The sequence below is a fragment of the Pseudomonas sp. 43mfcvi1.1 genome, from assembly GCF_900115935.1.
In the GTDB taxonomy this organism is placed as follows: Bacteria; Pseudomonadota; Gammaproteobacteria; order Pseudomonadales; family Pseudomonadaceae; genus Aquipseudomonas; species Aquipseudomonas bijieensis.
Genome location: NZ_UETT01000001.1, coordinates 424,708 through 451,281, shown reverse-complemented (window position 1 = coordinate 451,281; position 26,574 = coordinate 424,708). Strand labels below are relative to the sequence as shown.

The following is a 26,574-nucleotide window of genomic DNA, read 5'->3' as shown; positions in this document are numbered from 1 at the left end:
CTCTTGGCGGCATGGGTACTACGGTAATGATTCTAAGGAGCGGATCCGGGGAGATGATGAGTAATCCTGCTAGCTCCATGCGCTTTTGGAATAGTTAACGAAAAGCCGCGCTGGGCCGGGGAGTTGCGACATAAAATGGCGCTCTCACAGCGGGGATCCTGATATGCAACTCAAGTGGCTGGACGATCTACTGGCGATCGCCGAATGGAAAAACTTCTCCCGCGCCGCCGAAGTCCGCTGCGTGACGCAATCGGCCTTGTCGCGCCGAATCCAGTGCCTCGAGGAATGGGTGGGGGTCAAGTTGGTGGACCGGGGCACTTATCCCGTCCAGCTCACTGCCGCAGGCATCACCTTCTGCGACGAAAGCAGAGAAGCCCTCGCCGGCTTACTGAGATTGCGCTCGATGCTGCGTGACGTAGAACGGATGCCGGGACGCTCCATCCAGATCACCGCAGGTCACAGTCTCTCGATGACCTTTCTGCCGAAATGGCTCTCGCAGTTCCAGCAAAACACCGAGCAGTTCAACGCTCGGGTGGTCGCCGCCAATATTCATGACGCCGTTATCGCGCTGGAGGAAGGCAGTTGCGATTTGATGATGGTCTACCACCATCCGCTGGCACCGATCCTGCTGGACGCCGAGCGCTTCGGCAGCCTGACCCTCGGCCACGACGCGTTCATCCCCCTATGTGCACCCAACCCTAAAGGCGAACCGCTGTTCCCCTTGCCGGGCCGCTCCGGCAAACCCGTCCCTTACCTGGCCTACACGGCCACGACATTCCTGGGCCGCGTGGCCGATATCGTCATCAAGAACGGCCCGGCACCGACTGCGCTGGAGCGTTGCTATGAAGCCGACATGGCGATGCTGCTGATGCGCATGGCCATCGAGGGCTACGGCGTGGCCTGGCTGCCGCAAAGCGCGGTGGCCGATGAGTTGGAGCGTGGGTTGCTGGTTCGGGCTGGCAGCGAGGAATGGAGCACGCGGCTGGAGATTCGCTCGTATTGTGCGATTGCCAATCGGAATCCGACGATGCGCAAGCTGTGGAAGACGTTGGAGGGGGCTTCGTTGCATCGCTCGGGCAGCGTACCCGCTGCGCCAGAAGGTACGAACTGATCTTTGAAGGCTATGCGTACAAACCGATCCAGCCGTGGATACCCACGTAGAGACCGACGCCGATGATCAACACGCTGGACAAATAAGGTGCCCGACGCGCCACAGTGCTCAGCCAAGGCCAGCGATTGGAAGCCTGCCTTGCACCCATGGCCGCCGCAGCCCCCACGGTCACCAGGGTAATCGCCAGGCCGATGCTGAAGCACAGGACAAGCAGGCCGCCCAGCGCGACCTCTTTGACCTGCAGGCACAACAGCAGGACGGTAATGGCCGCAGGACAAGGAATCAGCCCGCCCGTCAGGCCGAACAGGATGATCTGGCCCGTGGAGACCTCCCGATTGGTGAAGCGCTTGCGGATGTCGTCGGCATGCGCCTGTTCGTGGGCATCCTGATAGCCCTCCAGCGACAGGCCTTTGGATTCGGGATGCTCGTGGTCGTGTTTGTGGTGATGATCGTGATGATGGTGGTGGTCATGACCTTGCGCGAATCTGAACATCTGCTCGCCACGCCAGGTACGCCACAGCATCCACAGCGCGATGGCAATGATCAGCGCGGAAGACGCCAGTTGGAAATAAGGCTCGGTGGTTTCGGCGTCCAACCCCTGGCCCAGATACATGCCACCCACGGCGACGAGCCACACCACGGCGGTGTGGGAAAGGGTCGCCGCCAAACCCAGCAACACCGCTTGTTTGACCGATCCCCGAATCGCCACGATAAACGCCGCCATCATGGTTTTTGAATGGCCCGGTTCAAGGCCATGCAAGGCGCCCAGCAAGATAGCGCTGGGGAAATACAGCCAGGCGTGAGCGCCACCCTGTTGCAGCAATTCAGCAAAATTGGGCATGTCTGGCCTAGAGGTACTTGGTGATTTGTTTGAAGGCTTCCAGCGGCGCGCGCTCACCCTTGTCCAGCGCCGAAACGGTGTCTTCCAGGCAGTGATCGATATGATCCTGGATCAACGTGCGCTTGGCCTGGCACACCGCTTTCTCCACCGCATGCAACTGCTGGGCGATATCCACGCACTCACGCCCTTCTTCAATCATGGCGATGATGCTGCGCAAATGGCCGTCCGCGCGCTTGAGACGCTTGATGATCGCCACATGGCTTTGGTGGGGATGTTCGTGGTCGTGCTCACTCATGACTTGAGCCCTGGATTTCGGTGAATCAACACCGCCATCCTATCCCCCCAAGGGGGATACAAGCAAACCCATCGAAACGCTGATTAACCTGTGGGAGCGAGCCTGCTCGCGATGACCGCAGCACATCCGACATTTTCATCAAATGACCCACCGCTATCGCGAGCAGGCTCACTCCCACAGAGGATTGAGGGTGTACGCAACATTTGTGTACCCACCAAACCCTGTGGGAGCGGGCTTGCTCGCGAAGGCGTCGGCACGGCCAGCATCCTGCAAACTGACACACCGCTTTCGCGAGCAAGCCCGCTCCCACAAATCGCTGCCTGCAAGGGATGGTGAGTCAGGCAGGAGACCTTATGAGATCACCCACTTCCCTTACGACGCCAAAACCTGTGCCTGCAATCGCCGCCCGATCACATCCAGCAAATCACACCCGTCGCGCAGGGGGATCGCTAGCACTTGGGCGAAATCATGGAGTACCACCGCGTCCGTACTGATGTCGGAACGCATGGCGAGGTTTTCCAGCAACTGCGTGACGGCGGCGATGCGGTAAGCGGCGGTGTCGTGCAGCACGTCCAGCGGCGCTTCCGTGTCGATCAGGAGCGCGTGGAAATTATTTTCGATACCGGTGATGGGCATGTAGCGGGACATGAGGGGTTACTCCTGCGGGGATGGAAAGTCAGTGGCGGATTGAAGGACCGCTGATGGAGGGGCCGAATCCGGATTCGGAGCTCGAGGATTGAGCAGGAGGTTGGAATTGATAGATTGGGTGAGGCTGGACGAGAGCCGCTTTTGATTGACTGCGGTACTCGGAGGATTAGGTGTGATCTTCTTCATTGGCAAACTTCCTGAGTTATAGAACGATCTGCCGACATCACTTCCACATGATGGGTGGCAGCTGCACGCGGGTGTGGAAGACCAGCACTCAGGATACCGGCGCGCCCTAGGACGCCCCGCGTACAGCCGCCATAATTTAACAGCAGACATAAGAAAAGCGCCTGCTTTAAATTTTGCGGCGCTACGCGCCTGAGAAGATAAGGGCTTCCACACCCTGTCGCTGAATTTGCAGCGACGGAGAGAACTTAGCGCACGGGTGATTGGGTGGATAGTCAGCGGGGAACGACACAGCGTGAGGGAAACTTCCGATGGGAATGTCCGGCGATGGATTCAGAACTTGTTTAATCCTCAACAACAGCACCAACAACTATCCGCTTACCCACTTGCGCCCCTACCTCCAACGCCTGCCCATCCCGCTGCTTGCCCCGCCGCGCCAAACCCACCAGTCGAGGAATCAATTCTCCCTCCGGCAAGTGCTGCCAGAATCGCCCCGGCATGTGCTGACGCAACGCCAGGGGATTGAGCCGCGCCGGGTTGAAGATGTGCTTGTAATAAGTTCGCCACAGCTCAGCGCCAGGATCTTCGGCGTGACGTGCCCAGTGCTGCCATTGCTCGGGACAACGTCGCTGGTAATCCAGCGACTGTCCATCAAAACGGATGCCGTCGCGCGGCGTTGCGATCAGCCAGCGTTGCTGTCCCAACCGCTCGGCAAAATGGCCACTGGCGCTTTCGAGGATGTCATGGGCCGGCTGGTGAAAGGCGACCAGGTCCAATTGCAGTTGCTCGGCCAATGCCGGCGGCAGGGGGATAAAGCGCACAAAAGCATGCAGGTGATGAGCCTCGCGCTGGACCTGCTTGATCCGCCGCTGCAGTTCACTGCCCAGGCGGTCGCCCGCGAGCATGGCTGTGCGGTCACCATGGGCAACCCGCCAAAGCACTTCGTACAGCAGGTTCCAACGCTGTTCGCCCTGGTAACGGCCAGCCTGTTCGAGCTGGCTCAGCAAGGCCGCGGGGACCCGTGTACGAAACGGACCCGGCCCTTGAGGCAGCGGCGTCGGCATGGCCAACAGGTCGGCCATCGGACCTTGGGCCCAGGTGACATCGCTCGGGTCGATGCCGTGGCCAAGCAGCGTTCGAGCCTGATCGCGCCAGGTGGAGAAATCATCGTCACAATCCAGGGCAATCATCACCAAAGCCCCATTTGCACCGGACGTTGGGGATCGCGCAACCGCGCCCGCAGCAGGCCACTGCGCACCTGATCGTCGGCCGGCCGGTAATCGCTGGTGACAATAAACGGTCGCGCCTTCTCCAGCACGCACCGCAACTGCACCAGGTCGTCATAACGCACCCGCCGCTCCCGGCGCAGTGCAACCAGACGCTGCACGCTACGCAGGCCGATACCCGGAATACGCGCCAGCAATGCGGGTTCGGCGCGATTGACGTCCAGCGGGAACACCTCACGATTGGCCAGCGCCCACGCCAGCTTGGGGTCGATGTCCAAGTCCAGGTTGTGGGTTTCGCTCAACAGCTCGCCTGCCTTGTAGCCGTATCCACGCATGAGAAAATCGGCCTGATAGAGCCGGTGCTCGCGCAGCAACGGCGGTGCTGCCAGGGGCACGCTGGCGGGGCTGTCGGGAATCGGGCTGAACGCTGAATAATAAACCCGTCGCAAACCGTACCCCAGGTAGAGCGACTCGGCGTTGCTCAGGATGGCGTGATCATCAGTGGCATCCGCCCCCACAATCACCTGCGTGCTCTGCCCGGCCGGGGCGAAGCGAGGCGCCCGCGGCTCACCGGCCACCGCCTGTTGCCCCTGGTGGATGGTGCCCATGGCCTGGCGGATGGTCGTCAACTGCTTTTCCGGTGCCAGACGCTTGAGGCTGATGTCGGAGGACAACTCGATATTCACACTCAAGCGATCAGCCAACCGCCCCGCCTCCTCGATCAACAGCGGATCGGCATCGGGAATGGTCTTGAGGTGAATATAGCCACGAAACTGGTGCTCCTCGCGCAACAACCGCGCCACCCGTATCAACTGCTCCATGGTGTAATCCGCCGAGCGAATGATGCCGGAACTCAAAAACAGCCCACTGATGCAGTTGCGACGATAGAAATCCAAAGTCAGCCGCACCACCTCCTCCGGCGTAAAACGCGCCCTTGGCACATTGCTGGAACGACGGTTGACGCAATACTGGCAGTCGTACAGGCAAAAGTTGGTCAGCAGCACCTTCAGCAACGAGACGCAACGCCCATCCGGCGTATAGCTATGGCAAATGCCCATGCCATCGGTGGCCCCCAGCCCCTCACGGCCTCGGGAGCTACGCTTGGGCGCACCGCTGCTGGCGCAGGAGGCGTCATACTTGGCAGCGTCGGCAAGAATGCCGAGCTTGGCGATAAGCTGCATGAAGTGATCTCAAATACTGGATATAAACACAGTATTTTGAGACGCGCCGCGATGCAAGCGCCATTGGTCAATTCAATGCCTCATATGAGTCGCCAGGCCACGACGTAGGCCATGCCAACGGGATGGGCTATAATCGGCCAATCAACGCGATTGAGGTCCAGCCCCATGGGCAATGTCAGCCTTGAAACCAAAAAGGCCTATGCCGCCAGGACGCGCAGATCCAACTACGCGGCCAGCCTTCGCCTGGAAGGCTTCAAAGTGACCTTCGCGGACGGCGAACGCAAAATGCCAACCCGTGAGGAGGTCTTGAAGGCCTTCACCCAGACCCGAACCTGATGCCTGACAAATATGGGGTCGGCGAGGACGCTTATTGCTATCCCGGCTCCACGGTCCTTCGCAACAAACTCGACATCCATGACGAAGCGACCCTAAGCGAAGCCGAACAACAACTCTCGGCCATCGCAGCGGACAACGTCGAATTCAGCCCTCCCCCCTACAGCCTGGCTTACCTTCAAAACATTCATCGAATTCTCTTTTCTGACCTGTTCGAATGGGCCGGAGAGCTGCGCACCGTCGGCATGTCCAAACAAGCCACCCGTTTTTGCCAACCCGAATACATGGAGAAAGAAGCCAGCAAGATCTTCACGGCCATGGCCGCGGCAAACTGGTTCGAGGGCATGGAACGGGCTGAGCTGATAGCTGCTGTGGCAGAGGCCTATTCCGACATCAACGTCGTACACCCCTTCCGCGAAGGCAATGGCCGTGCGCAACGCATCCTGTTTGAACACCTCATCATGAATGCCGGGTTTGAAATCAGCTGGTGGGGGATTGAGAAAGACGAATGGATTTTTGCCAACATTGCGGCTTACAACTGCGTCATGGAACCTATGGAACAGGTTTTTGAGAAGTGCATCGGGCAGATGATTCAACCTTGACCCCATGACGGCACGCTCAGCGCCTTACGGTTTATTTCGCCAAGTGATACAGTCGCCGTCAATTAACGTCTGCTAAAGCCGCTGAAAATGTACAGGACGAAATCATTCCCATCTAACAAGGAAGGTCGAGACTTTGTGGTGGGCGACATTCATGGGCATTTCAAACTTCTAACAACGGCCTTAGACAAACTAGACTTTAACACCGAACTGGATCGTATTTTTTCCGTGGGAGACCTCATCGACCGAGGCCCTGACTCCATAGACGTATTGAGTTGGCTTGAGAAGCCGTGGTTGCACGCCGTGCGCGGTAATCATGAGCAGATGCTTATTGACTGTCTCTCCGGCCATGGGGACATACCTCGACATATCCGAAACGGTGGTGCCTGGCTCTACGAGTTACAACCACCCATCCAACACGAACTTTTGAAAGCCTTGCAAGCACTCCCATTGATCATTGAAATCAATTTATCAAGCGATCAAACAATTGGAATAGTCCATGCCGAAGCCCCTGTCATCAGGAGTGACGATGGCTGGCAGGAAGCCAAAGACGCTATCACTGGAAGTTTTGGAGAGCAACATCAGCGGCAAGCCTTGAAAACTGCGCTGTATGCAAGAGAGAAAATCGAGCAGCAAGATCACACTTCCATTAAAGGAATAGACCGACTCTATGTAGGGCACTCTTCAGTACCCGGTGTTATACGCTTGGGCAATGTTGTCTATATCGACACCGGCTGCTCATTTTCTGATGGTGCGTTAAGCTTGGTAGAAATTCAAACCGAAACCATTATTAGTTTAAGCATGAGCCAGTGACGTAAGGACCAGTTTGTTATTTTGCCTCCCGACGCGAGATCAGTCGCGTTCACTCCATCCCATACCTGATAAACTGTGCCCCCTCCGCAATTTGCATCCCTGATCTCCCATGCCTCTACAAAAAACTCCACCTCAGCCCATCTCTCGACGTTTCTCCGTCGCGCCGATGATGGATTGGACCGACGCCCACTGTCGCTTCTTCCTCCGCATCCTCTCCAAACACGCCCTGCTCTACACCGAAATGGTCACCACCGGTGCCCTACTCAACGGTGACCACGAGCGTTTCCTGCGTCACCACGAGTCCGAACACCCCCTGGCCCTGCAACTGGGCGGCAGCGTCCCGGCTGACCTGGCCGCCTGCGCCCGTATGGCCCAGGAGCACGGCTACGACGAGGTCAACCTCAACGTCGGCTGCCCCAGTGACCGAGTGCAAAACAACATGATCGGCGCCTGCCTGATGGGGCATCCGGATTTGGTGGCTGACTGTGTGAAGGCCATGCGCGATGCGGTGTCGATTCCGGTGACGGTCAAGCATCGCATCGGGATCAATGGGCGGGACAGTTACGAGCAGTTGTGTGAGTTTGTCGGGACGGTGCGTGAGGCCGGGTGTACGAGTTTTACCGTGCATGCGCGGATTGCGATTCTGGAGGGGTTGTCGCCGAAGGAGAATCGGGATATCCCGCCGCTGCGTTATGACGTGGCCGCGCGGTTGAAGGCGGATTTTCCGGAGTTGGAGATTGTGCTCAACGGTGGAATCAAGACGCTGGAGGCCTGTCACGAGCATTTGCAGACTTTCGACGGCGTGATGCTGGGGCGCGAGGCCTATCACAACCCGTATCTGCTGGCCGAAGTGGATCAGCAACTGTTCGGCAGCACCGCGCCGATCATCACCCGGGCCGAGGCGCTGGCGCAGTTGCGGCCTTATATCGCCGATCACCTGGCGGCTGGCGGGGCGATGCACCACATCACCCGTCACGTGTTGGGGCTGGGGACCGGGTTCCCGGGAGCGCGGCGGTTTCGGCAGTTGTTGTCGGTGGATATTCATAAAACCAAGGATCCGCTGGCGTTGCTGGATCAGGCGGGACAGTTGCTGGAAGGACGCTGACCGTCACTTGCTTTGAACCTGCGAGCTGTTTTGGCATCGTATCTACCGATACCGCCCCGACCTTTCAAACAACCGTTTTCAGGTTGTTGCCACCGGGGCCGTCGATACCTATTCACGCCCTTGAGTGGCTGCCGGCCCTCGGGTAATGTCAACAGACCCATAGGACAGAGCACGCTCATGACTTCCAAGCTGGAACAACTCAAGCAATTCACCACCGTCGTGGCCGATACCGGCGACTTCGAGGCCATCGCCCGCGTCAAACCCGTGGACGCTACCACCAACCCTTCCCTGCTGCTCAAGGCCTCGGCCATTCAAGGTTATGCCGAGCAACTGAACGCCTGCGTGGCGGACTGCAAGGGCGATGTGGGCCTGGCCAGCGACCGTTTTGCCGTAGCGGTCGGGCAAGAGATTCTGAAAGTGATCCCGGGGCGTATTTCCACTGAAGTGGATGCACGTCTGTCATTCGACACCGAGGCCATGTTGAAGCGTGCGCATCGTCTGATCGATCTGTACGAAAAAGCCGGCGTTGGCCGGGATCGCGTGCTGATCAAGATCGCTTCCACCTGGGAAGGCATTCGTGCCGCCGAGCAACTGGAGCGTGAAGGCATCCAGTGCAACCTGACCCTGCTGTTCTCCTTCGCCCAGGCCGCGGCCTGTGCCGATGCCGGGGTGTTCCTGATTTCGCCGTTCGTGGGCCGTATCTACGATTGGTACAAGAAAGCCAATGGCAACGACTACACCGGCGCCGATGACCCGGGCGTGCAGTCGGTGACGCGTATCTATAACTACTACAAGGCCAATGACTACAAGACCGTGGTCATGGGTGCGAGCTTCCGCAACCTCAACCAGATCGAACAACTGGCCGGCTGCGACCGCTTGACCGTCAGCCCGGACCTGCTGGAAAAACTGGCCGCCGATGAAGGCAAGCTGGAGCGCAAGCTGGCGCCAGGGCAAGCCGGGGAAGCGCGCTTGATTCTCAATGAAGCGCAGTTCCGCTGGTTGTCCAACGAAGACGCCATGGCGACCGAGAAACTGGCCGAAGGTATTCGTCAGTTTGCCCGGGACCAGGAGAAGCTGGAGGCGTTACTGCAAGCCAAGCTTTGAGCGGATTCATGTGAAAAAGGGCGAACCTTGGTGGGTTCGCCCTTTTTATTGGTTTTGCGCACGGAATGCACTGGCCGGAACGGCCTCATCGCGAGCAGGCTCGCTCCCACAGGGGGTCAGGGTGAATCAGGTATTGCGGCAAAAACAAGTCCTTTGCGGGAGCGAGCCTGCTCGCGACGGGACCTGCTTAGCCGACACAAGACTCAAGCGTCAGGGCCGCTCCAGCGCATTCACCAAGTCGTGAAACGCTTCACGATTGGAGTCATTGAGCCCCATGAGAATCTTGTGGGCTTCGAGCACCTTGATCCGCACTTCTTCTTCAGACTGGTCCTGGTCAGGCAGGTCGTCCAGGCATTCAGGGCATGGCACGGGGTCGCCAACGATGTTGAACACCTGGTCAAAACCCATGGACTGCAGCAGACGGGTGATATCGTTGTGGGTGGTGACAACGGTCGGCAGCAAGCCGACCTTCTGCCGTGACAGGATCGACAACTTGGCCAGCAGGCCCAGGGTGGTGCTGTCGATGCTGCGGGTTTCGGTCAGGTCGATCACGATGGCGCTGAAGTTCAGCGCAGTGAAGATCCGCTCAATAGTCGCATCCAGCGCCGAACACAGGGTCAGGCGCACTTCACCGACAAACTTCAGGACAAAGGTGCCGTCCTGCTCGGCGAACTGGATTCTACCGGTACTCATCAAAGGTTCCTGCTCAACACTAACAGGGCGATATCATCCGGCATCTCCCCGAGCGTGGCTAATCCAAACACTTGACGCAAGCCTTCCAGGCTGCCGCCCGCTGCGCTTACCCGTTCAGGCAAGGCCGCTTCTTTCTCTTTGAGTGTAGGTTCTGTCAAAAGGTCCAAAATGCCATCAGACATCAGCGTCAGGCTGAATGTCGGTGGCAATTCCAGTACGTGGTCTTCGTAGGTGGCCTCGTTGAACAGGCCCACCGGCAAACCTCGCCCTTCCAGGTAACGAACGCTGTCTGGCGTATACAACACAGGCAAAGGCAGGTGACCGCCGATGCTATAGGTCAACAAACCAGTCTCCTCGTCGATGACTCCACCGACCATTGTGACGTGTTTGCCCAGCTTACAACTGATCAGGCCTCGGTTGATATGCCCAAGGACTTCTGACGGCTTGAATTCTGGCAATGTGCCATTGCGCTTGGATTCGAACAACAGGCGCGTGGTCATGAACTTCAACAACACCGTCACGAACGCCGAGGAAGCACCATGGCCGGAAACATCGGCCAGGTAAAAGGCCACTCGTCGTTCGTCGACCCGGAAATAGTCCACGAAATCGCCCGACAGGTACAACGACGGAATGATCTGGTGGGCAAACCGGAAATCGTCGACGGTCCAGGGGCTGACCGGCAGCATGTTCATCTGTACCTGGCGCCCGGCGTTCTGGTCTTCCTGCAACAGGTTCAGGCTGGCTTCCAGCTCGCGGTTGGCGGTTTCCAGCTTTTCACGATAGCGCTGGTTTTCCAGCAACAGCCGCGAACGGTCCAAGGCCCGGCGCACCGAGTGTTCGAGTACCGCGAGGTCTTCAAGGGGCTTGATCAGGTAATCCGCCGCGCCCAGGCGCAACGCCTCGACCGCGTCGTTCATTACGCCCGCGCCCGAAACCACGATCACCGGGGTCTGCGAGGAAATCTCGGTGACCTGGCGAATGAGTTCGAGTCCGCCCATCTGCGGCATGCGCAGGTCGCAGATGACCAGGTCGGGCTTGTCTTGCTCGAATACCTGAAGACCCTGTTGGCCATTGCTGGCCTGCAGGACGCTGAAACCACTGTCTTCCAAGTAGGCTGCGAGGCTGGCTCGCACCACTTCGTCATCATCGATTATCAGCAGCGTGGCACTGGTTTTTGGCATGTGGGCAAACGGCGCCAGAATTAGGTTGGCGTAGCGGGCTGGGCTGTCTGGCCTGGCACGCACTACTGGATTCGCTTTCTAGCCTCTCTGTCGTACCGGTTTCAGGCCTTTGCCCTACACGCAAATACATCAGAGGTGCCCTTCTAAGGCGCAGACGGTACTCCCATCCGCCGGGCGTTTCAAGCTCATGCAGATAGCCGCTTGCCGTCTTTATTTGTCAAAGTACAGAGAGTTATAAGAACCGAGCGAAGCGTAACTCAATGGAAGGATCAAACCACCTCCAAAGCACAGAAGGCGGCCTTTCGGGCCGCCTTCCAGATCTACGAGACGAAATCAGAAATCGTCTTCAACCTGGCCATCCTTGACTTTGAATTCGCGGTTTTGCAGGTAAGCGTTGCGGATGAAGACGTACTTGTCACCGCTCACCATCTTCTCGGCCGACAACAGGCTGGCACGGGTGTCGACGACGTTCAGGCCTCGAATGGAGTTACGCACCGAGACGTTATCGATATAACGATACGGAGCCGTGTAGTCATCGACCAGCTTGGCTGGCGCGTCACGCAGGGTGCTTGGCCCCAACAGCGGCAACATCAAATACGGACCACTGCCCAGGCCCCAGTAGCCCAGGGTCTGGCCGAAATCTTCATCGCTGCGCTGCAGGCCCATCTGGGTGCCCACGTCGAAGAAGCCCAGCAGGCCGAAGGTGGTGTTGAAGATCAATCGGGCGGTGTCGACACCGGCAGCGGCCGGCTTGGCTTGCAGCACGTTGTTGGCCAGGTTGCCCACGTCGCCGATGTTGCGGAACATGTTATGGATGCCGTCTTCGAGGAATTGCGGCGTCACGTATTGATACCCCTGGGCCAGTGGCTTGAGCGCATAGGTATCGAGGGTGTCGTTGAAAGTGAAGATTGGACGGTTGATGCTTTCCCAAGGATCTTCTTCCGTGGCGGCCTGGGCAGCGAACGGAACCAGCAAGACGCTGGCAGATAAACACAGCAGAGCTAGACGATGGCTCCAGCGCATAGGGAAAACTCCTTGGATTATTCAGGCAAGGGCGCCGAGCCCAGGCGGTAAGCTGGCTAGTATAAGACGGAACGCGTAGATAGGCAGCACCGAAAAGCACGCAGATCGTAGGACTTTTCCGCGACCGGCACCCTTCATCTCACTGTCACCGGACTGTCATCGAGGCCCATTAGGCTGCTGGTTATTTCAAGGACGTTCCCATGCCCCGCGCCGAAGCCCTGCCCCTCCCCGCCTCCAGCCTGACCGCCGTACTGTTTGGCCTGAGCGGATGCCTGGTGGATTTCGGCGCACGCATCCGTCAACCAGGGGCTGGGCCAGTCGAGCATGCGCAGCCCACACCTGGCGCCCTTGAGAGCTTGCAGCAGTTGCAGCGCCAGGAAATCCCCTGCGCCTGGCTCGACGAGTTGCCACCTGCCATCAGCCACGCCCTGGCGGCTTCATTGCCGACATGGATCAAACCACCGCAACTTCCTGCAACAAATAATCCTTGGCCGGCGCCGCATGCCTGCTGGCAAGCCTTGATGGCGCTGAACGTCCAGCAACTGGACGGCTGCGTATTGGTCAGTGGCGAACCCAGGCTGTTGCAGTCAGGGCTCAACGCCGGCTTGTGGACCATCGGCCTGGCGTCCTGCGGCTCGCTGTGCGGCTTGGCGCCTGACCAATGGCAGGCGCTGAGCCAACAGGAACGGGAAAACAAGCGCGCCAAGGCCACCGTGCAATTGTTCGGCCTGGGGGTGCATTCGGTGATCGATCACTTGGGCGAACTCGACACCTGCCTGGCGGACATCAGCCAGCGCCGACTCAAAGGCGAGAAGCCATGACCGGGATCATGCAGGGAGCGCGAGGGTAGATTACTCTTAAGGCAAGCCACGGATTTTTGACGCACTGTCGCGGTCCATGGCTGTGCCTATCAATAAAGGGAGTACGCCAATGCCTGCCCGCGAATTGCAAGAACAGCTCAACAAACTGCGCGAGCAATTGGAACAGAATCCACCACTTTCCGAAGCCGAGCGCGATGACCTGCAGGCGCTGATGCAACAGATCGAACTTGAGCTCGAGCTGGAGACCCAGACACAGGATGCCAACCTCGCCGATAATGTGAACTTGGCCGTCGAGCGCTTCGAACTGGAACACCCGACGCTGGCCGGGACCTTGCGCAACATCGTGCAGGCCTTGGGCAACATGGGGATCTGAACCCTTTAAATGCAAAAAGCCCTGCTATCGATAGCAGGGCTTTTTTATGTCGGCAATCTGAAATGCAATCCATTGTGGGAGCGGGCTTGCTCGCGAAGGCAGTGTGTCAACCAAATGGACGTCGACTGACACACCGCCTTCGCGAGCAAGCCCGCTCCCACATTAGATACTCATTGGCGGACCAAACGATGGTTCGGCAATTGCACCGCTTCAGTACTGCGATACGGGTTGATGTCCAGCCCACCACGACGCACATACCGCGCGTACACGGTCAACTTCTCCGGTTTGAGCAAGCGCTGCAGGTCGAGAAAAATCCTCTCCACGCATTGCTCATGGAAATCCGAATGCTGGCGGAAGCTGACGATGTAGGCCAGCAGGCTGGCCGGGTCCAGGGCCGGGCCGCGATACTCCACCACCACGCTGCCCCAGTCCGGCTGACTGGTCACCGGGCAGTTGGACTTGAGCAGGTGGCTGTGCAGGCTTTGCTCGACGATGCGCGATGCATCGCAACGCAACAGCTCCGGGCGCGGGTGCGCGTAGGAATCGACGCTGATGTCCAAATCGTCGATGCACGTACCGGGCAACGCCACGATGCCTTCGCTTTCCACATCCGTGAGGCTGCGGATCCGCACGCCCACCGCTTTGCCGGCGGCTGCCGACAGGTCCTGGCGCAGGGTCGCTTCCAGGCTCGCGGTATCGGCGAACGGCGTCTGGTTCAGGGAATTGAGGTACAGCTTGAAGGATTTGGACTCGATGATGTTCGGCGAGTCCGCCGGGATCGCGAACTCACCGATGGCCACCACCGGCTTGCCGGACGGCAACAGCCACGACAGCTCGAAACAGTTCCAGAAATCCACGCCCTTGTACGGCAAGGTCTCGGCCGTCAGGCCCAGTTCCGCCCATTTCGCGGTGCGCGGGATCGGAAACAGCAGTGACGGCGTGTACGTGGCGATGTATTCGCTGGACTTGCCCAGCGGCGAGTGTTCGGCTGCGGGATGCATGACAGAAACCTGACTGAAGAATCAGCGGATTCTATCAGCCTTTGCCGTAGCCTTTGAGTGCTTACTGACTGACTGTCAGGTCGCCCTTCATCCCGGCCTGGTAATGCCCGGGAATATTGCAGGCAAACTCCAGGCGCGTGGCCTTGCTGAAGGTCCAGGTCAGCTCGGCGGTTTTGCCCGGCTCCACCAATACGCTGTTGGGGTCATCGTGGCGCATGCTCGCCTGGTCGTGGCCCATGGCGCCATGGTCCATCCCCGGCTTCATCGCGGTCGGCATCAACTGGCCGCTCTGCTGCATCTTGAGCATTTCCTGTTGGTGGTCGGCGTGCATGGCGGCGTCGCCCAGGTTGAATTCGTGGAGCAACTGGCCTTTATTGATCAGCACGAACCGAACCGTCTCGCCGGCCTTGATATCAAGGGCACCGGGATCGAACGTCATGTCGCCCATCACCACCTCGATGCTGCGACTGGCCTTGGCTGCCGGTGCAGGCTGGCCAAAATCGAAATGGCCCGGCGATGCCCACGACGACGCACTGAGGGCCAGTGCGCAAGCGGCCAGGATCAAGCGGTTTCCCATCAACATGTCCATACTCCAATCAGTTTCAGCTTGTGGGAAACTCTATCGCTACAGGCCTGCCAGTCGGCTGACAGTTCGATTACAACTTTGTCAGGTTACACCACGAGCCCGCCTGCCACGGTATAACGCCCTCGTTCCAACCCAGCATTGAGCCGCCCATGAAACTGCTGATCGTCGAAGACCAAACCAAAACCGGCCAATACCTGCGCCAAGGCCTGGGCGAAGCCGGGTTCAACGCCGACCTGGTAGCCGACGGGATCACCGGCCAGCAACTGGCCTTGAGCGGTGAATACGCCTTGCTGATCCTCGACGTGATGTTGCCCGGCCGCGATGGCTGGCAGATCCTGCAAGCCGTCCGCGGAGCCGGGCTGGATACACCGGTGCTGTTCCTCACTGCGCGGGACGCGGTACAGGATCGGGTCCACGGCCTGGAGCTGGGCGCTGATGATTACCTGGTCAAGCCCTTTGCTTTTTCCGAGTTGCTGGCACGGGTGCGCAGCCTGCTGCGTCGAGGCAGCTCGACACAACAGGAAACCGCCCTGCAACTGGCCGACTTGCGCCTGGACCTGATCCGCCGCCGCGTCGAACGCAGCGGTCGGCGCATCGATCTCACCGCCAAGGAATTCGCCTTGTTGGAAATGCTCCTGCGCCGTCAGGGCGAAGTGCTGCCCAAGTCGCTGATCGCGTCCCAGGTCTGGGACATGAACTTCGACAGCGACACCAACGTCATCGAAGTCGCGATACGGCGCCTGCGAATCAAGATTGACGATGAGTTCCCCAGCAAACTCATCCACACCGTGCGGGGCATGGGTTATGTGCTTGAAGAGCGCAGCCTGTGAGGGGCCGGTGGTCACTGAGTAGCCGCCTGGCGCTGCTGTTCGCTGCCTGCACCGCCGTGGTGTCATTGTTCGCCGGCATCCTGTTCAGCCGTGGCAGCGAGGCGCACTTCATCGAGCTGGACCAGCAACTGCTCGAAGGCAAGCTGATCGGCCTGCGCCGGACCCTGCAAGATCTCGACGCCGAACAGATCCAGGGCCGCCTGGAAGATGAACTGAGCCGTCAGGCCGATCTGGCGCTGCGCATCAAGGGCAGTGATGGTGTGCGTTGGTACGACAGCTCGATCCGGATCCCGGCTCAATTGCCGGAGCGGCCCGGCCTGTCGACCCTCAGCGATGCCGACAACGACTACCGGGTGTTGAACGCGCCGCTGTATCCCGATCGAGCCAATTCACCACAACTGACCCTGTTGCTGGACATCACTCATCACCAGCATTTCCTGCAACGCATGCAGCGCCTGATCTGGCTGACCGTCGGCCTCTCAGCCCTGGCCACGGCCCTGCTCGGTGCCTGGGCCGCCCGGCGGGCCTTGCGCCCATTGCGACGCATGGGCGCCATCGCCGGCAGCGTCTCGGCCCGCTCTCTCAACGCCCGACTGCCCGAAGAGCAAATGCCTACGGAACTGGCGGAATTGGCCCACAGCATCAATGCCATGCTCGGACGCCTCGACGATGCGTTTCAGCGACTCTCGGCGTTCTCGGCCGACATCGCCCATGAGTTGCGCACGCCGCTGTCCAATTTGCTGACCCATACCCAGGTCACCCTCACCCGCGAGCGCTCCCTGGAGGATTACCGCGAGGCATTGCACAGCAATCTCGAGGAACTGCAATGGATGGCGCAATTGGTCAATGACATGCTGTACCTGGCCAAGGCCGACCACGGCCTGCTGGCGATCAATCGCGAACCGCTGCAATTGGCCGAAGAAGTGGACTTGCTGCTGGACTTCTTCTCGCCCCTGGCCGAAGACACCAACGTACGCCTGAACCGCGAGGGCGAGAGCCGCATCGAGGGTGACCGCAACATGTTGCGCAGGGCCCTTTCCAACCTGCTGGACAACGCCCTGCGCTTCACCCCCGTTGACGGCGAAGTGCGGGTACGAATTGTCGATGAGGTTCAAGGGGTGAGCGTAAGCGTGGAAAACAGTGGCGAGGGGATTCCAGCGGACCTGCTGCCGCGCCTGTTCGACCGTTTCTACCGCGCCGACCCGGCTCGCCAGGAAGGCAGCAGCGAACACGCGGGGCTCGGGCTGGCGATTACCCGCTCGATCATCCGCGCCCATGGCGGGCAGATCCACTGTGAGTCAGCCGATGGCTGGACGCGGTTTGTGATCGAGTTGCCGAAAGAGAATTGAAGGCAGCACACAAACCTGTGGCGAGGGGATTTAGCGAAACGTCGCACCGCCCCGCTGGGCTGCGAAGCAGCCCCAATACAGTCAACTCAACCTGCCTACTACCCCCAGGTGCCAGGGTTTAGGGTCGCTTCGCGACCCAGCGGGGATAAATCCCCTCGCCACAGAGAGCATCCATTTGACACGAGGTTGTGCGACCTCAAGAGTAGCGCAACGCCTGCGCCGGTTCGATCTTAGCCGCGCGCCACGCCGGGTACACGGTGGCGAGGAAGCTCAGGATGAACCCGGCCGAGCAGATCAACAGAACATCGGCGCGCTGAAGCTCCGACGGCAGGTTGCTGACAAAGTACACATCAGAACTGAAGATGTGCTGGCCACTGACCCGCTCCAGCCAGCCCACCAGCTCACTGACGTTCAACGCCGCGATCACCCCCAACACGCCGCCGATCAGCGTGCCGACGACGCCAATCACCGTGCCCTGGACCATGAAAATCGCCATGATCTGCCGCGGTGTGGCACCGATGGTGCGCAGGATCGCGATGTCCGCGCCTTTGTCGTTCACCACCATGATCAGCGTGGCGATGATGTTGAACGCCGCCACGGCGACGATCATCAGCAACAGCAAGCCGATCATGGTCTTTTCCATCTTCATGGCACTGAACAGGCTGCCCTGGGTGTGGGTCCAGTCGTCGGCCTTGTAGTTCGCGCCCAGACCGGTGGCGATGTCCCCGGAGACCTTCGGCGCCGCGTACAAATCTTTCACCGCCAGGCGCACGCTTTGCACCTGGTTCGGCTGCCAATGCTGCATCTGCGCGGCGTCGGCCACGTGGATCAGGGCCATGGAGCCATCCAGTTCGGCACCGACCTTGAATACACCCACCACGTTCAGCCGCTGCATGCGCGGAGTGATACCACCCGGCGCGGTGCTGACTTCCGGCACGATCAGGGTGATTTTATCGCCGACGTTCAGGCGAAAACGCCGCGCGGTGATTTCACCGATCACCACGCCAAACTCGCCCGGCTTCAAGGCATCGAGACGGCCCTGAACGATGTGCTGCGCGACGATGGACACCTTGCCTTCCTGGGCCGGATCGATGCCGCTGATCTGGATCGGCTGCATCGAACCCTTATGGCTCAACATCCCTTCCATCTCGGTGAACGGCACGGCGGCGGTCACCTCGGGATTTTTCAGCGCCGCGGCGGCCACTGGCTGCCAGTCGTCGATCGGATTGACGCCGACGATGGTGGCGTGGGGCACCATGCCGAGGATGCGCGAGCTCATTTCGCGCTGGAAGCCGTTCATCACCGACAACACCACGATCATCGCCAGCACACCCAGGGCGAGGCCGATCATCGAGGTCATGGAGATGAACGAAACAAAGCGATTGCGGCGCTTGGCGCGGGTATAGCGCGTGCCGATAAAGATCGATAACGGTCTGAACATTCGCGGGGCACCGTATGAAAATAAAAGACCCGGCACGGGTTTCAAGTGCCGGGTTTCGGTCGGTCAGATGGGCGTCAGGCAACCTTCCTGCAAGTGCAGGACGCGGTCCATCTGCCGGGCCAGGTTCATGTCGTGGGTCACCACCAGGAACGCCGTGCGCATCGAGGTGCTGAGTTCCAGCATCAGGTCCTGAATGCCTTGGGCGGTGTGGGAGTCGAGGTTACCGGTCGGCTCGTCGAGCATCACCAGGCCAGGCTTGTTGACCAGGGCGCGGGCAATCGCCACACGTTGGCGCTCGCCACCGGACAGTTCCGCCGGCTTGTGCTCCAGGCGATGGCCCAGCCCTACCCGCTCCAGCAACGCCGTGGCGCGCTGACGGGCTTCAGGAATCGCTGTGCGACCGATCAACAGCGGCATGCAGACGTTTTCCAGCGCCGTGAACTCTGGCAGCAAGTGGTGGAACTGGTAGACGAAACCGAGGGAACGGTTGCGCAGCAGGCCACGAGCCTTCTCGTTCAGCGCCGAAAGCTCTTCGCCGGCCAGCCAGACACTGCCGGCGGTCGGCGTGTCGAGGCCGCCCAGCAGGTTGAGCAAGGTACTCTTGCCCGACCCGGAGGTGCCGACAATCGCCACGCGCTCGCCAGGGTGCAACTCCAGTTGCAGGCCCGACAGCACCACCACCGACTCTGGACCTTCCTCGTAGGATTTGCCCAGGTTGCGGCAACTCAAGATAGCTTTTTCACTCATGCCCGACTCACTCATAACGTAACGCCTCCGCAGGCTGGGTGCGCGCGGCACGCCAGGCTGGATACAGGGTGGCGAGGAAACTCAGGACCAACGCAGCGCCGCAGACCATCAACACGTCATCGGCCTGCAATTGCGACGGCAGGTAGTCGATGAAGTACACGTCGGCGTTGAGAAACTTGTGCCCGATCAGGCCTTCGAGGGCAGCAATCGCGGCGCTGACATTCAGCGCGGCGAACATCCCGACCAGGGCGCCGACGAACGTGCCGATCACGCCGATGACCGTGCCCTGGACCATGAAGATCCGCATGATCTGCCCCGGCGTGGCGCCGAGGGTGCGCAGGATGGCGATGTCGCCCTTCTTGTCGTTCACCACCATCACCAGCGTGGAGATGATGTTGAACGCCGCCACGGCGACGATCAGCAACAGCAGCAGGCCGATCATGGCCTTTTCCATGCGGATCGCCTGGTACAGGTTGCCATGGGTGCGGGTCCAGTCCCGGGCGTAGTAACGGTCTTCGCCGAGCTGCTGGGCGATGGTCCATGCCACACGCGGGGCCTGGAACAGGTCGTCGAACTTCAACCGCAGGCCCTGGACCTGATCCGGTTTCCAACGATGCAGGCGCGCCAGGTCCTGGAGATTGGTGACGCCCAGGTAACCGTCCAGCTCGCCGGCGCCGACATGGAAAATACCAACCACGGTAAAGCGCTTCATGCGCGGGAACATGCCGCCCGGGGTCACGGTGACCTCCGGGGCGACGAAGGTCAGTTTGTCGCCAATGGCAACGCCGAGCTTCGCCGCGGCCTTGTCGCCAATGACGATGCCGAAACCGCCTGGCGCCAGGTCGTCGAGTTTGCCCTGCTGCATGAAGTTATCGATGATCGATACCTGCCGCTCGAGCTCTGGGTCGATGCCGTTGAGCAACACCTTGGACACCTTGCCGTCGTTGGTCAGCAGCCCCTGCATCTGGGTGAACGGCGCCACGGCCAGCACCTGCGGGTTCTGCTTGACCTTGGCGGCCAGGCTCGGCCAATCACTGATGGCTTCGCCGGTTTCGAGGGTCGCGTGGGGCACCATGCCCAGCACGCGGGTGCGCATCTCATGGTCGAAGCCGTTCATCACCGACAGTACGACGATCATCACGACCACGCCAAGGGCCAGCCCGATGATGGACGTCAGGGAAATGAACGATACGAAATGATTGCGACGCTTTGCACGGGTATAACGCGTGCCGATAAATACGAAGAGAGGTCTGAACATGTCGGGGCTTGTTCGGAGGGAAAAGGAACGTCCTTGTGGCGGGGGTCTCAAACCAGCTTTACACTCAGACCACCGCCGCTACCATGGGTTCGCCATGTCGACATTAGATGAAGAAGATCGCCGCGAATACTACCGTATCGAGGACACGATCGCACTGGAAATTCGGCCCCTGTCCATTCCTGAAGCTGCTGGCCAGGAAGTGTTGCAGGATGCTTCTCCATTGTTCAATCTGCTCAGCGAACTGCACCTGAGCGAATTCGAGTCACAGCACCTGCTGCGCCAGATCAGCGAGCGCGAACGCAGCATCGCGGCGTACCTCAAGGCAATGAACAAACGCATCGACCTGCTCAGCCAGGTCATTGCCCTGACGGTGCTCGGCGAAATCGGTGAACCGCAGCCGGTGATCATTTCCGAAGGCGGCGTCGACTTCCAGTACCCCACACCGATCGCGGTTGGCGCCCATCTGTCGATCAAACTGGTGCTGATGCCGCAAGCTCTCGGCTTACTGCTCCGGGCACGGGTCACCCACTGCGACCCCAAGGGCGACGGTTACGACGTGGGCACCGAGTTCGAACGCCCGACCGACGCCCAGCGCCAGTTGCTGGCCCGCTACATCCTGCAGAAACAGGCGCAAGAACGACGCCTGGCCCGGGAACTGAACGAATCAGGTATCAATAAGGAAGAACCGTGACCCTCATTTATGGCCACCGCGGCGCCAAGGGCGAAGCGCCGGAAAACACCCTGACCGGTTTTCAGGAGTGCCTCAAGCACGGCGTACGCCGTTGCGAGCTGGACCTGCATCTTTCGATGGACGGCGAGTTGATGGTGATCCACGACCCGACCCTCAAGCGCACAACGGATCGCCGGGGCAAGGTGGTGGAGCATTCCGCCGCCGAACTGGTGACCTACGATGCGCGCAAGGGTGGCCCGGGCTGGATCAAGCCGTGCCCGATCCCGCGCCTGGAAGAGTTGTTCGAGAAGTGTGATTTCGAGCATTGGCAACTGGAGGTCAAGAGCGCCTCGCGCACCCGCGCCGCAGCCACGGTATTGGGCATCCGTGAAATGGCCCAGCGTTTTGGGCTGCTGGACAAGATCACCATCACCTCCAGCTCCCGGGAAGTGCTCAAGGCGGCCCTGGACCTGACCCCGGACATCTCTCGCGGACTGGTGGCCGAGTACGCCTGGCTCGACCCGTTGAAGGTCGCCCAGAGTTACGGCTGCGAGATTCTGGCGTTGAACTGGACCCTGTGCACGCCGGAACGCCTGGCCAAGGCGCAGCGCCAGGGGCTGCATGTGTCGGTGTGGACCGTCAACGAGCCCGCGCTGATGCGCAGGCTCGCCGACTTTGGCGCTGACAGCCTGATTACAGACTTTCCCGGTTTGGCCACTGCCACGCTCGAGAACTGCTGAAATCGGTCTCCCCGGCCGGCTCAGGCCACCGGCCGGAGCCGCTCAAAAAAGCCGGTTGAGCCCGTCATAGGCCGCTACCCGATAGGCTTCGGCCATGGTCGGGTAGTTGAACGTGGTGTTGACGAAGTACTTCAGCGTGTTCAATTCGCCCGGCTGGTTCATGATCGCCTGGCCGATGTGCACGATCTCCGACGCCTGATAGCCGAAGCAGTGCACGCCCAGCACTTCCAGGGTCTCGCGGTGGAACAGGATCTTCAGCATACCTTGCGGCTCACCGGCGATCTGCGCCCGCGCCATGCTCTTGAAGAACGCCTTGCCCACTTCGTAAGGCACCTTGGCCTGGGTCAGCTCCTGCTCGTTCTTGCCGATCGAGCTGATCTCCGGAATGGTGTAGATGCCGGTCGGCACGTCGTTGACGAAGCGCCAGCTGCCATTGTCGACAATGCTGCCAGCGGCCGAACGGCCCTGGTCGTGGGCGGCACTGGCCAGGCTCGGCCAGCCGATCACGTCACCGGCACCGTAGATGTTCGGTACGCAAGTGCGGTAGTTCTCGTCGACTTCGATCTGGCCACGGCTGTTGACCTTCACGCCGATGTTTTCCAGGCCCAGGGTGTCGGTGTTGCCGGTACGGCCGTTACACCAGAGCAAGGCGTCGGCCTTGATCTTCTTGCCGGACTTGAGGTGCAGGATCACGCCATTGTCGACGCCTTCGACGCGGTCGTAGTCTTCGTTATGGCGCACGGTGATGTTGTTGTTGCTGAAGTGATAGCTCAGGGCCTGGGAGATTTCCGAGTCCAGGAAGCTCAGCAACTGACCACGGTTATCCACCAGCTCCACCAGCACACCCAGGCCGCTGAAGATCGAGGCGTATTCGCAACCGATCACCCCGGCGCCGTAGACGATCAGTTTGCGCGGGGTGTGGCCCAGGCTCAGGATGGTGTCGCTATCGTAGATGCGCGCGTGGTTGAAATCGATGTCGGCCGGGCGATACGGGCGTGAACCGGTGGCGATGATGATGTGCTTGGCCACCAGTTTCTCGACCACACCATTGCCGCAGACCACTTCAACCGTCTGCTCATCGGCGAAGCTGCCGGTGCCGAAGAACACGTCGACACGATTGCGGGCGTAGTAACCGGTGCGCGAGGCCACCTGCTTGGAGATCACCTTCTCGGCACTCTTGAGCACGTCCGGGAAGGAGAACCAGCGCGGCTCGCCGATGGCCCGGAACATCGGGTTGGTGTTGAACTGCATGATCTGCCGGACCGAGTGACGCAAGGCCTTGGACGGGATGGTACCCAAGTGGGTGCAGTTGCCGCCGACCTGCCGACGGCTGTCGACCATCGCCACCTTGCGCCCTGCCTTGGCCGCGTTCATTGCCGCGCCTTCCCCCGCCGGGCCGGAGCCCAGTACCACCACGTCGTAGTTGTAGACAGCCATGCGTACTCCTCAGAACAGGCCGTGGCGCCTCACTTGGCACCGACGGCTAAATCATGCCGGCCTGCGGCATGAAGGAACAATTTGGGGCCGGTTCACGAGCCCGGCCACAGTCTATAGAAGCGTCAACGCCGCGCACATTACCCCTTGGTCGCGTCGTAGGCTAGTTTTGCCTGCGCTATTTCGCCACAGGTAGCCTTTCACGGCGCTGTCATCATTGCATGACCTTATCTCAAGTTCGCCTGAATCAATGTGGCGAGGGAGCTTGCTCCCGCTTGAGTGCGAAGCGCTCAAAAAGAGGGTTGCTGCGCAACCCAGCGGGAGCAAGCTCCCTCGCCACGGATTATTTACGCCCTAAGCGAACAACATTGCTGGCATCACTGGTTTGTTCCACGAATGATCCGTTCAAACACATCGTTGGTGCGGGTGACAAAACGATTGCCATCGCGCACCACGAAAAATACCCCGATACCGTGCTTTTCGGCATAGTCCCAACCCCGTTCAGGCCCGAGAATCAACAACAGCGTCGATAGTCCATCGGCCATCAACGCCGAAGGATGAATCACTGTGACCGACGCGAGGTTGTGTAGGACTGGTGTACCGGTGCGCGCATCAAACGTGTGGGAATAACGCCTGCCACCCTGTTGGAAATATTTGCGGTAGTCACCCGAGGTGGAAACCCCGTAGCCATTGACCTCAATGACACGCTCGGCCACTTGCCGATCATCCCGGGGTTCTTCCAGGGCGATACGCCAGGCCGAGCCATCGGGTTTGCGCCCGACGGCCTTGAGCTCACCGGTGGCTTCGGCCAGGTAACTGTCGACGCCCAAGGCCTGGAGCCTGGCGGCGATGCGGTCGACGGTATAACCGGCGGCGATACTGTTGAAGTCGACCTCCACCGCGGCGTCCTTGCACAACCGGTCGCCCTCAATACGCAAATGACCGTGACCGACGCGCTGGCGCACCAAGGCCAACGCCTCGGTACTCGGCACTTGTTCTTCCCGGGACTGGGGCCCGAAGCCCCACAGGTTCAGCAACGGCTCCACGGTCAGGTCGAAAGAGCCATCGCTTTGAACCGACAACTGCTCGCCCACGCGGATCAACTCCAGGATCGGGCCAGGCATGATCTGACAGCTATTGGCCGGCAACGCATTGAAACGTTCGACGTCCGAGTCGCTGCGATAGGTCGAGAATTGCCGATCCACTTCGGCAAGGATGTTTTCCACCTCGGCCTGAACCTCTTTCGGACCCGGCCCGGCGGAATGCCTGACGTACTGAATGGAATAATGACTGCCCATGGTCGGCCCATCGAAGCGTTCCAGCGTGTCGCCGTTGCCGCAACCGGACAACACGCCGGCCAGCACCACAACCCCAATCCATCGTCCAGTTAACAAATCTTCATCTCCCCTCAAAACCGCGCCGGCCATTATGGGCTTCAGCGCACGCAAAAACCTGTGGGGGCCGATGGAACCTTGTGGGAGCAAAGCTTGCTCGCGATGAACGATGACACGGTCTCGCAGTTAAACCGTGTCGACTGCATCGCGAGCAAGCTTTGCTCCCACAGGTTCCCACAAGGCTTCCACTGGGGTACGGCGCTTTCATACAAGATTGTCAGAGTGAGTACCTACACATGCCTTCCAATACGAGCAACGGCAAGGCGATTTTTCGCGTTGTCAGCGGCAACTTCCTGGAGATGTTCGACTTCATGGTCTACGGCTTCTACGCCACGGCCATCGCCAAGACGTTCTTCCCCGCCGACAGTGCGTTCGCCTCGCTGATGCTGTCCCTGGCCACGTTTGGTGCAGGGTTCTTGATGCGCCCCCTCGGGGCGATTTTTCTCGGCGCCTACATCGACCGCCACGGACGCCGCAAAGGCTTGATCATCACCCTGATGCTGATGGCCATGGGTACCATACTGATCGCCTGCGTACCGGGCTACGCAGTCCTCGGCGTGGCGGCCCCCTTGCTGGTCCTGCTGGGCCGCTTGCTGCAAGGCTTCTCCGCTGGCGTGGAACTCGGAGGCGTATCGGTTTACCTGGCGGAAATTTCCACGCCCGGGCGCAAGGGTTTCTTTGTCAGTTGGCAATCGGCCAGCCAGCAGGCTGCCGTGGTGTTTGCCGGCCTGCTGGGGGTTGGCCTCAATCACTGGCTGAGTCCCCAGGAGATGGGCGACTGGGGCTGGCGCGTACCGTTCCTGGTGGGCTGCATGATTGTGCCGGCAATATTCATGATCCGTCGTTCACTGGAGGAAACACCTGAGTTCCAGGCGAGAAAACATCGTCCTAGCCTGTCAGAAATTGTCCGCTCCATCGGTCAGAACTTCGGCATCGTCTTGGCAGGCATGGCGCTGGTGGTGATGACCACCGTATCGTTCTACCTGATCACCGCTTACACACCGACCTTCGGCAAGGCCGAGCTGAACCTGTCGGACCTGGATGCACTGCTGGTCACGGTGTGCATCGGCTTGTCGAATTTCTTCTGGCTGCCGGTGATGGGGGCGTTTTCCGACAAGATCGGACGCAAACCCCTGTTGCTCGGTGCGACTGTCCTGGCGATCCTGACGGCCTATCCGGCACTGTCCTGGCTGGTGGCGAACCCCAGCTTCAGCCATTTGCTGATCGTCGAGCTGTGGTTGTCGTTCCTGTATGGATCCTACAACGGCGCCATGGTCGTGGCCTTGACGGAAATCATGCCGGTCGAGGTGCGCACCACCGGTTTCTCCCTGGCATACAGCCTGGCGACAGCGACGTTCGGCGGGTTTACTCCGGCGGCCTGTACCTACCTGATTCATGTGCTCGACAACAAGGCTGCACCGGGGATATGGCTCAGTGGCGCGGCGGTGCTGGGGTTGATTGCGACCCTGGTGCTGTTCAAGGGCAATCGGCATGAACTGCGCACTGAACAAGCCTCGATAGTCGGCCGCGCCTGAAAAATCGTCATCGCGAGCAAGCTCGCTCCCACAGGATGTACGCGTACAAACTGTGGGAG

28 protein-coding genes are annotated in these 26,574 nt (G+C 60.0%); 13 read left to right on the top strand and 15 right to left on the bottom strand.

From position 1 onward, the window contains the following. Positions 1–163: 163 nt before the first annotated feature. Positions 164–1,111: a LysR substrate-binding domain-containing protein gene (locus DTP52_RS02035; protein WP_109751610.1), complete on the top strand. Its 948-nt coding sequence runs from the start codon at positions 164–166 to the stop codon at positions 1,109–1,111. 10 nt (positions 1,112–1,121) lie between these two features. Here the strand turns inward: DTP52_RS02035 and DTP52_RS02030 are convergent, their stop codons facing one another. From DTP52_RS02030 to DTP52_RS02005, 5 genes are all read right to left on the bottom strand, one after another. After that, positions 1,122–1,952, bottom strand: coding sequence for a nickel/cobalt efflux protein RcnA (locus DTP52_RS02030; protein WP_109751609.1), 831 nt, complete (start codon positions 1,950–1,952; stop codon positions 1,122–1,124). Positions 1,953–1,959: 7 nt separating this feature from the next. Further along, the gene (locus DTP52_RS02025) at positions 1,960–2,247 is read right to left on the bottom strand and encodes a metal-sensing transcriptional repressor (RefSeq protein WP_109751608.1); all 288 of its coding nucleotides are present in this window, start codon (positions 2,245–2,247) and stop codon (positions 1,960–1,962) included. Between the two features lie 372 nt (positions 2,248–2,619). Beyond that, positions 2,620–2,895, bottom strand: coding sequence for a hypothetical protein (locus DTP52_RS02015; protein ID WP_025212783.1), 276 nt, complete (start codon positions 2,893–2,895; stop codon positions 2,620–2,622). A gap of 527 nt (positions 2,896–3,422) precedes the next feature. After that, entirely contained in the window at positions 3,423–4,268 is an 846-nt protein-coding gene (locus DTP52_RS02010) for a TIGR03915 family putative DNA repair protein (RefSeq protein ID WP_109751607.1), read from the bottom strand. After that, positions 4,268–5,485 (bottom strand): putative DNA modification/repair radical SAM protein, encoded by a 1,218-nt coding sequence (locus DTP52_RS02005; protein WP_109751606.1) that lies wholly within the window; start codon positions 5,483–5,485, stop codon positions 4,268–4,270. The genes DTP52_RS02010 and DTP52_RS02005 overlap by 1 nt, the downstream gene beginning before the upstream one ends. Before the next feature lie 165 nt (positions 5,486–5,650). On the opposite strand from DTP52_RS02005, the gene DTP52_RS02000 reads away from it, so the two are divergent. The 5 genes from DTP52_RS02000 (at position 5,651) to tal (ending at position 9,439) form a co-directional block, all read left to right on the top strand. Further along, positions 5,651–5,821: a YhfG family protein gene (locus DTP52_RS02000; protein WP_109751605.1), complete on the top strand. Its 171-nt coding sequence runs from the start codon at positions 5,651–5,653 to the stop codon at positions 5,819–5,821. After that, positions 5,821–6,420 carry a putative adenosine monophosphate-protein transferase Fic gene (locus DTP52_RS01995; protein ID WP_109751604.1) on the top strand — a complete coding sequence of 200 codons (600 nt, stop codon included), beginning with the start codon at positions 5,821–5,823 and terminating at the stop codon, positions 6,418–6,420. The genes DTP52_RS02000 and DTP52_RS01995 overlap by 1 nt, the downstream gene beginning before the upstream one ends. 87 nt (positions 6,421–6,507) lie before the next feature. After that, positions 6,508–7,230: a metallophosphoesterase gene (locus DTP52_RS01990; protein WP_109751603.1), complete on the top strand. Its 723-nt coding sequence runs from the start codon at positions 6,508–6,510 to the stop codon at positions 7,228–7,230. A gap of 109 nt (positions 7,231–7,339) precedes the next feature. Next, positions 7,340–8,335: a tRNA dihydrouridine(20/20a) synthase DusA gene (gene dusA, locus DTP52_RS01985; RefSeq protein WP_109751602.1), complete on the top strand. Its 996-nt coding sequence runs from the start codon at positions 7,340–7,342 to the stop codon at positions 8,333–8,335. Between the two features lie 177 nt (positions 8,336–8,512). Next, a complete protein-coding gene (gene tal, locus DTP52_RS01980; protein WP_109751601.1) occupies positions 8,513–9,439 on the top strand; it encodes a transaldolase in 927 nt (308 codons plus the stop codon). 210 nt (positions 9,440–9,649) lie between these two features. Here tal and rssC read toward each other — a convergent pair whose 3' ends face one another. The 3 genes from rssC to DTP52_RS01965 all read right to left on the bottom strand — a co-directional run bounded on the left by rssC (position 9,650) and on the right by DTP52_RS01965 (position 12,336). Then, positions 9,650–10,132, bottom strand: coding sequence for an anti-sigma factor antagonist RssC (gene rssC, locus DTP52_RS01975; RefSeq protein ID WP_025212773.1), 483 nt, complete (start codon positions 10,130–10,132; stop codon positions 9,650–9,652). After that, positions 10,132–11,313 carry a two-component system response regulator RssB gene (rssB, locus tag DTP52_RS01970; protein WP_014339338.1) on the bottom strand — a complete coding sequence of 394 codons (1,182 nt, stop codon included), beginning with the start codon at positions 11,311–11,313 and terminating at the stop codon, positions 10,132–10,134. Before rssB ends, rssC begins: the two co-directional genes overlap by 1 nt. 333 nt (positions 11,314–11,646) lie before the next feature. Further along, entirely contained in the window at positions 11,647–12,336 is a 690-nt protein-coding gene (locus DTP52_RS01965) for a VacJ family lipoprotein (protein WP_109751600.1), read from the bottom strand. A 200-nt stretch (positions 12,337–12,536) separates the two neighbouring features. Here DTP52_RS01965 and DTP52_RS01960 point away from each other — a divergent pair, with 200 nt between their 5' ends. Both DTP52_RS01960 and DTP52_RS01955 read left to right on the top strand, forming a co-directional pair. Then, positions 12,537–13,157: a phosphatase gene (locus tag DTP52_RS01960; protein WP_109751599.1), complete on the top strand. Its 621-nt coding sequence runs from the start codon at positions 12,537–12,539 to the stop codon at positions 13,155–13,157. A gap of 109 nt (positions 13,158–13,266) precedes the next feature. Beyond that, positions 13,267–13,530, top strand: a complete 264-nt coding sequence (locus tag DTP52_RS01955; protein WP_109751598.1) for a DUF4404 family protein — start codon at positions 13,267–13,269, stop codon at positions 13,528–13,530. Between the two features lie 170 nt (positions 13,531–13,700). On the opposite strand, the gene queF is transcribed toward DTP52_RS01955, so the two are convergent. Beyond that, on the bottom strand, positions 13,701–14,531 hold the full coding sequence (queF, locus tag DTP52_RS01950; RefSeq protein WP_109751597.1) for an NADPH-dependent 7-cyano-7-deazaguanine reductase QueF: 831 nt from the start codon (positions 14,529–14,531) through the stop codon (positions 13,701–13,703). A 61-nt stretch (positions 14,532–14,592) separates the two neighbouring features. Continuing rightward, complete coding sequence (locus DTP52_RS01945; protein WP_109751596.1) at positions 14,593–15,114, bottom strand: plastocyanin/azurin family copper-binding protein; 522 nt, start codon at positions 15,112–15,114, stop codon at positions 14,593–14,595. 152 nt (positions 15,115–15,266) lie between these two features. On the opposite strand from DTP52_RS01945, the gene DTP52_RS01940 reads away from it, so the two are divergent. Further along, entirely contained in the window at positions 15,267–15,947 is a 681-nt protein-coding gene (locus DTP52_RS01940) for a heavy metal response regulator transcription factor (protein WP_109751595.1), read from the top strand. Continuing rightward, positions 15,944–17,296 (top strand): heavy metal sensor histidine kinase, encoded by a 1,353-nt coding sequence (locus DTP52_RS01935; protein ID WP_109751594.1) that lies wholly within the window; start codon positions 15,944–15,946, stop codon positions 17,294–17,296. The genes DTP52_RS01940 and DTP52_RS01935 overlap by 4 nt, the downstream gene beginning before the upstream one ends. 196 nt (positions 17,297–17,492) lie before the next feature. Here DTP52_RS01935 and DTP52_RS01930 read toward each other — a convergent pair whose 3' ends face one another. The 3 genes from DTP52_RS01930 to DTP52_RS01920 all read right to left on the bottom strand — a co-directional run bounded on the left by DTP52_RS01930 (position 17,493) and on the right by DTP52_RS01920 (position 20,742). Next, on the bottom strand, positions 17,493–18,737 hold the full coding sequence (locus DTP52_RS01930; RefSeq protein ID WP_109751593.1) for a lipoprotein-releasing ABC transporter permease subunit: 1,245 nt from the start codon (positions 18,735–18,737) through the stop codon (positions 17,493–17,495). A 63-nt stretch (positions 18,738–18,800) separates the two neighbouring features. Continuing rightward, the gene (lolD, locus tag DTP52_RS01925; protein ID WP_162843734.1) at positions 18,801–19,484 is read right to left on the bottom strand and encodes a lipoprotein-releasing ABC transporter ATP-binding protein LolD; all 684 of its coding nucleotides are present in this window, start codon (positions 19,482–19,484) and stop codon (positions 18,801–18,803) included. Between the two features lie 7 nt (positions 19,485–19,491). Next, positions 19,492–20,742: a lipoprotein-releasing ABC transporter permease subunit gene (locus tag DTP52_RS01920; RefSeq protein WP_109751592.1), complete on the bottom strand. Its 1,251-nt coding sequence runs from the start codon at positions 20,740–20,742 to the stop codon at positions 19,492–19,494. Between the two features lie 94 nt (positions 20,743–20,836). On the opposite strand from DTP52_RS01920, the gene DTP52_RS01915 reads away from it, so the two are divergent. Further along, a complete protein-coding gene (locus DTP52_RS01915) occupies positions 20,837–21,433 on the top strand; it encodes a PilZ domain-containing protein (protein WP_109751591.1) in 597 nt (198 codons plus the stop codon). Next, on the top strand, positions 21,430–22,152 hold the full coding sequence (locus tag DTP52_RS01910) for a glycerophosphodiester phosphodiesterase family protein (protein WP_109751590.1): 723 nt from the start codon (positions 21,430–21,432) through the stop codon (positions 22,150–22,152). Before DTP52_RS01915 ends, DTP52_RS01910 begins: the two co-directional genes overlap by 4 nt. A gap of 42 nt (positions 22,153–22,194) precedes the next feature. Here the strand turns inward: DTP52_RS01910 and sthA are convergent, their stop codons facing one another. Both sthA and DTP52_RS01895 read right to left on the bottom strand, forming a co-directional pair. Beyond that, the gene (gene sthA / locus DTP52_RS01905) at positions 22,195–23,589 is read right to left on the bottom strand and encodes a Si-specific NAD(P)(+) transhydrogenase (RefSeq protein WP_003183399.1); all 1,395 of its coding nucleotides are present in this window, start codon (positions 23,587–23,589) and stop codon (positions 22,195–22,197) included. 374 nt (positions 23,590–23,963) lie between these two features. Then, positions 23,964–25,013, bottom strand: coding sequence for an FAD:protein FMN transferase (locus tag DTP52_RS01895; RefSeq protein ID WP_371925580.1), 1,050 nt, complete (start codon positions 25,011–25,013; stop codon positions 23,964–23,966). 203 nt (positions 25,014–25,216) lie between these two features. On the opposite strand from DTP52_RS01895, the gene DTP52_RS01890 reads away from it, so the two are divergent. Beyond that, positions 25,217–26,515 carry an MFS transporter gene (locus tag DTP52_RS01890; RefSeq protein WP_109751587.1) on the top strand — a complete coding sequence of 433 codons (1,299 nt, stop codon included), beginning with the start codon at positions 25,217–25,219 and terminating at the stop codon, positions 26,513–26,515. The last annotated feature ends 59 nt before the right edge of the window (positions 26,516–26,574 follow it).

Excerpts from the sequence above, each read along its gene's own strand:
- DTP52_RS01895 (WP_371925580.1), bottom strand. The coding sequence starts at position 25,013 with ATGGCCGGCGCGGTTTTGAGGGGAGATGAAGATTTGTTAACTGGACGA.
- DTP52_RS01940 (WP_109751595.1), top strand. The coding sequence starts at position 15,267 with ATGAAACTGCTGATCGTCGAAGACCAAACCAAAACCGGCCAATACCTG.
- DTP52_RS01930 (WP_109751593.1), bottom strand. The coding sequence starts at position 18,737 with ATGTTCAGACCGTTATCGATCTTTATCGGCACGCGCTATACCCGCGCC.
- sthA (WP_003183399.1), bottom strand. The coding sequence starts at position 23,589 with ATGGCTGTCTACAACTACGACGTGGTGGTACTGGGCTCCGGCCCGGCG.
- DTP52_RS02015 (WP_025212783.1), bottom strand. The coding sequence starts at position 2,895 with ATGTCCCGCTACATGCCCATCACCGGTATCGAAAATAATTTCCACGCG.
- tal (WP_109751601.1), top strand. The coding sequence starts at position 8,513 with ATGACTTCCAAGCTGGAACAACTCAAGCAATTCACCACCGTCGTGGCC.
- DTP52_RS01915 (WP_109751591.1), top strand. The coding sequence starts at position 20,837 with ATGTCGACATTAGATGAAGAAGATCGCCGCGAATACTACCGTATCGAG.
- DTP52_RS01890 (WP_109751587.1), top strand. The coding sequence starts at position 25,217 with ATGCCTTCCAATACGAGCAACGGCAAGGCGATTTTTCGCGTTGTCAGC.
- DTP52_RS02000 (WP_109751605.1), top strand. The coding sequence starts at position 5,651 with ATGGGCAATGTCAGCCTTGAAACCAAAAAGGCCTATGCCGCCAGGACG.
- DTP52_RS01945 (WP_109751596.1), bottom strand. The coding sequence starts at position 15,114 with ATGTTGATGGGAAACCGCTTGATCCTGGCCGCTTGCGCACTGGCCCTC.
- DTP52_RS02025 (WP_109751608.1), bottom strand. The coding sequence starts at position 2,247 with ATGAGTGAGCACGACCACGAACATCCCCACCAAAGCCATGTGGCGATC.
- DTP52_RS01960 (WP_109751599.1), top strand. The coding sequence starts at position 12,537 with ATGCCCCGCGCCGAAGCCCTGCCCCTCCCCGCCTCCAGCCTGACCGCC.
- lolD (WP_162843734.1), bottom strand. The coding sequence starts at position 19,484 with ATGAGTGAAAAAGCTATCTTGAGTTGCCGCAACCTGGGCAAATCCTAC.
- DTP52_RS01995 (WP_109751604.1), top strand. The coding sequence starts at position 5,821 with ATGCCTGACAAATATGGGGTCGGCGAGGACGCTTATTGCTATCCCGGC.
- DTP52_RS02010 (WP_109751607.1), bottom strand. The coding sequence starts at position 4,268 with ATGATTGCCCTGGATTGTGACGATGATTTCTCCACCTGGCGCGATCAG.
- queF (WP_109751597.1), bottom strand. The coding sequence starts at position 14,531 with ATGCATCCCGCAGCCGAACACTCGCCGCTGGGCAAGTCCAGCGAATAC.
- DTP52_RS01965 (WP_109751600.1), bottom strand. The coding sequence starts at position 12,336 with ATGCGCTGGAGCCATCGTCTAGCTCTGCTGTGTTTATCTGCCAGCGTC.
- rssC (WP_025212773.1), bottom strand. The coding sequence starts at position 10,132 with ATGAGTACCGGTAGAATCCAGTTCGCCGAGCAGGACGGCACCTTTGTC.
- DTP52_RS02035 (WP_109751610.1), top strand. The coding sequence starts at position 164 with ATGCAACTCAAGTGGCTGGACGATCTACTGGCGATCGCCGAATGGAAA.
- DTP52_RS02030 (WP_109751609.1), bottom strand. The coding sequence starts at position 1,952 with ATGCCCAATTTTGCTGAATTGCTGCAACAGGGTGGCGCTCACGCCTGG.
- DTP52_RS02005 (WP_109751606.1), bottom strand. The coding sequence starts at position 5,485 with ATGCAGCTTATCGCCAAGCTCGGCATTCTTGCCGACGCTGCCAAGTAT.
- rssB (WP_014339338.1), bottom strand. The coding sequence starts at position 11,313 with ATGCCAAAAACCAGTGCCACGCTGCTGATAATCGATGATGACGAAGTG.
- DTP52_RS01990 (WP_109751603.1), top strand. The coding sequence starts at position 6,508 with ATGTACAGGACGAAATCATTCCCATCTAACAAGGAAGGTCGAGACTTT.
- DTP52_RS01920 (WP_109751592.1), bottom strand. The coding sequence starts at position 20,742 with ATGTTCAGACCTCTCTTCGTATTTATCGGCACGCGTTATACCCGTGCA.
- DTP52_RS01955 (WP_109751598.1), top strand. The coding sequence starts at position 13,267 with ATGCCTGCCCGCGAATTGCAAGAACAGCTCAACAAACTGCGCGAGCAA.
- dusA (WP_109751602.1), top strand. The coding sequence starts at position 7,340 with ATGCCTCTACAAAAAACTCCACCTCAGCCCATCTCTCGACGTTTCTCC.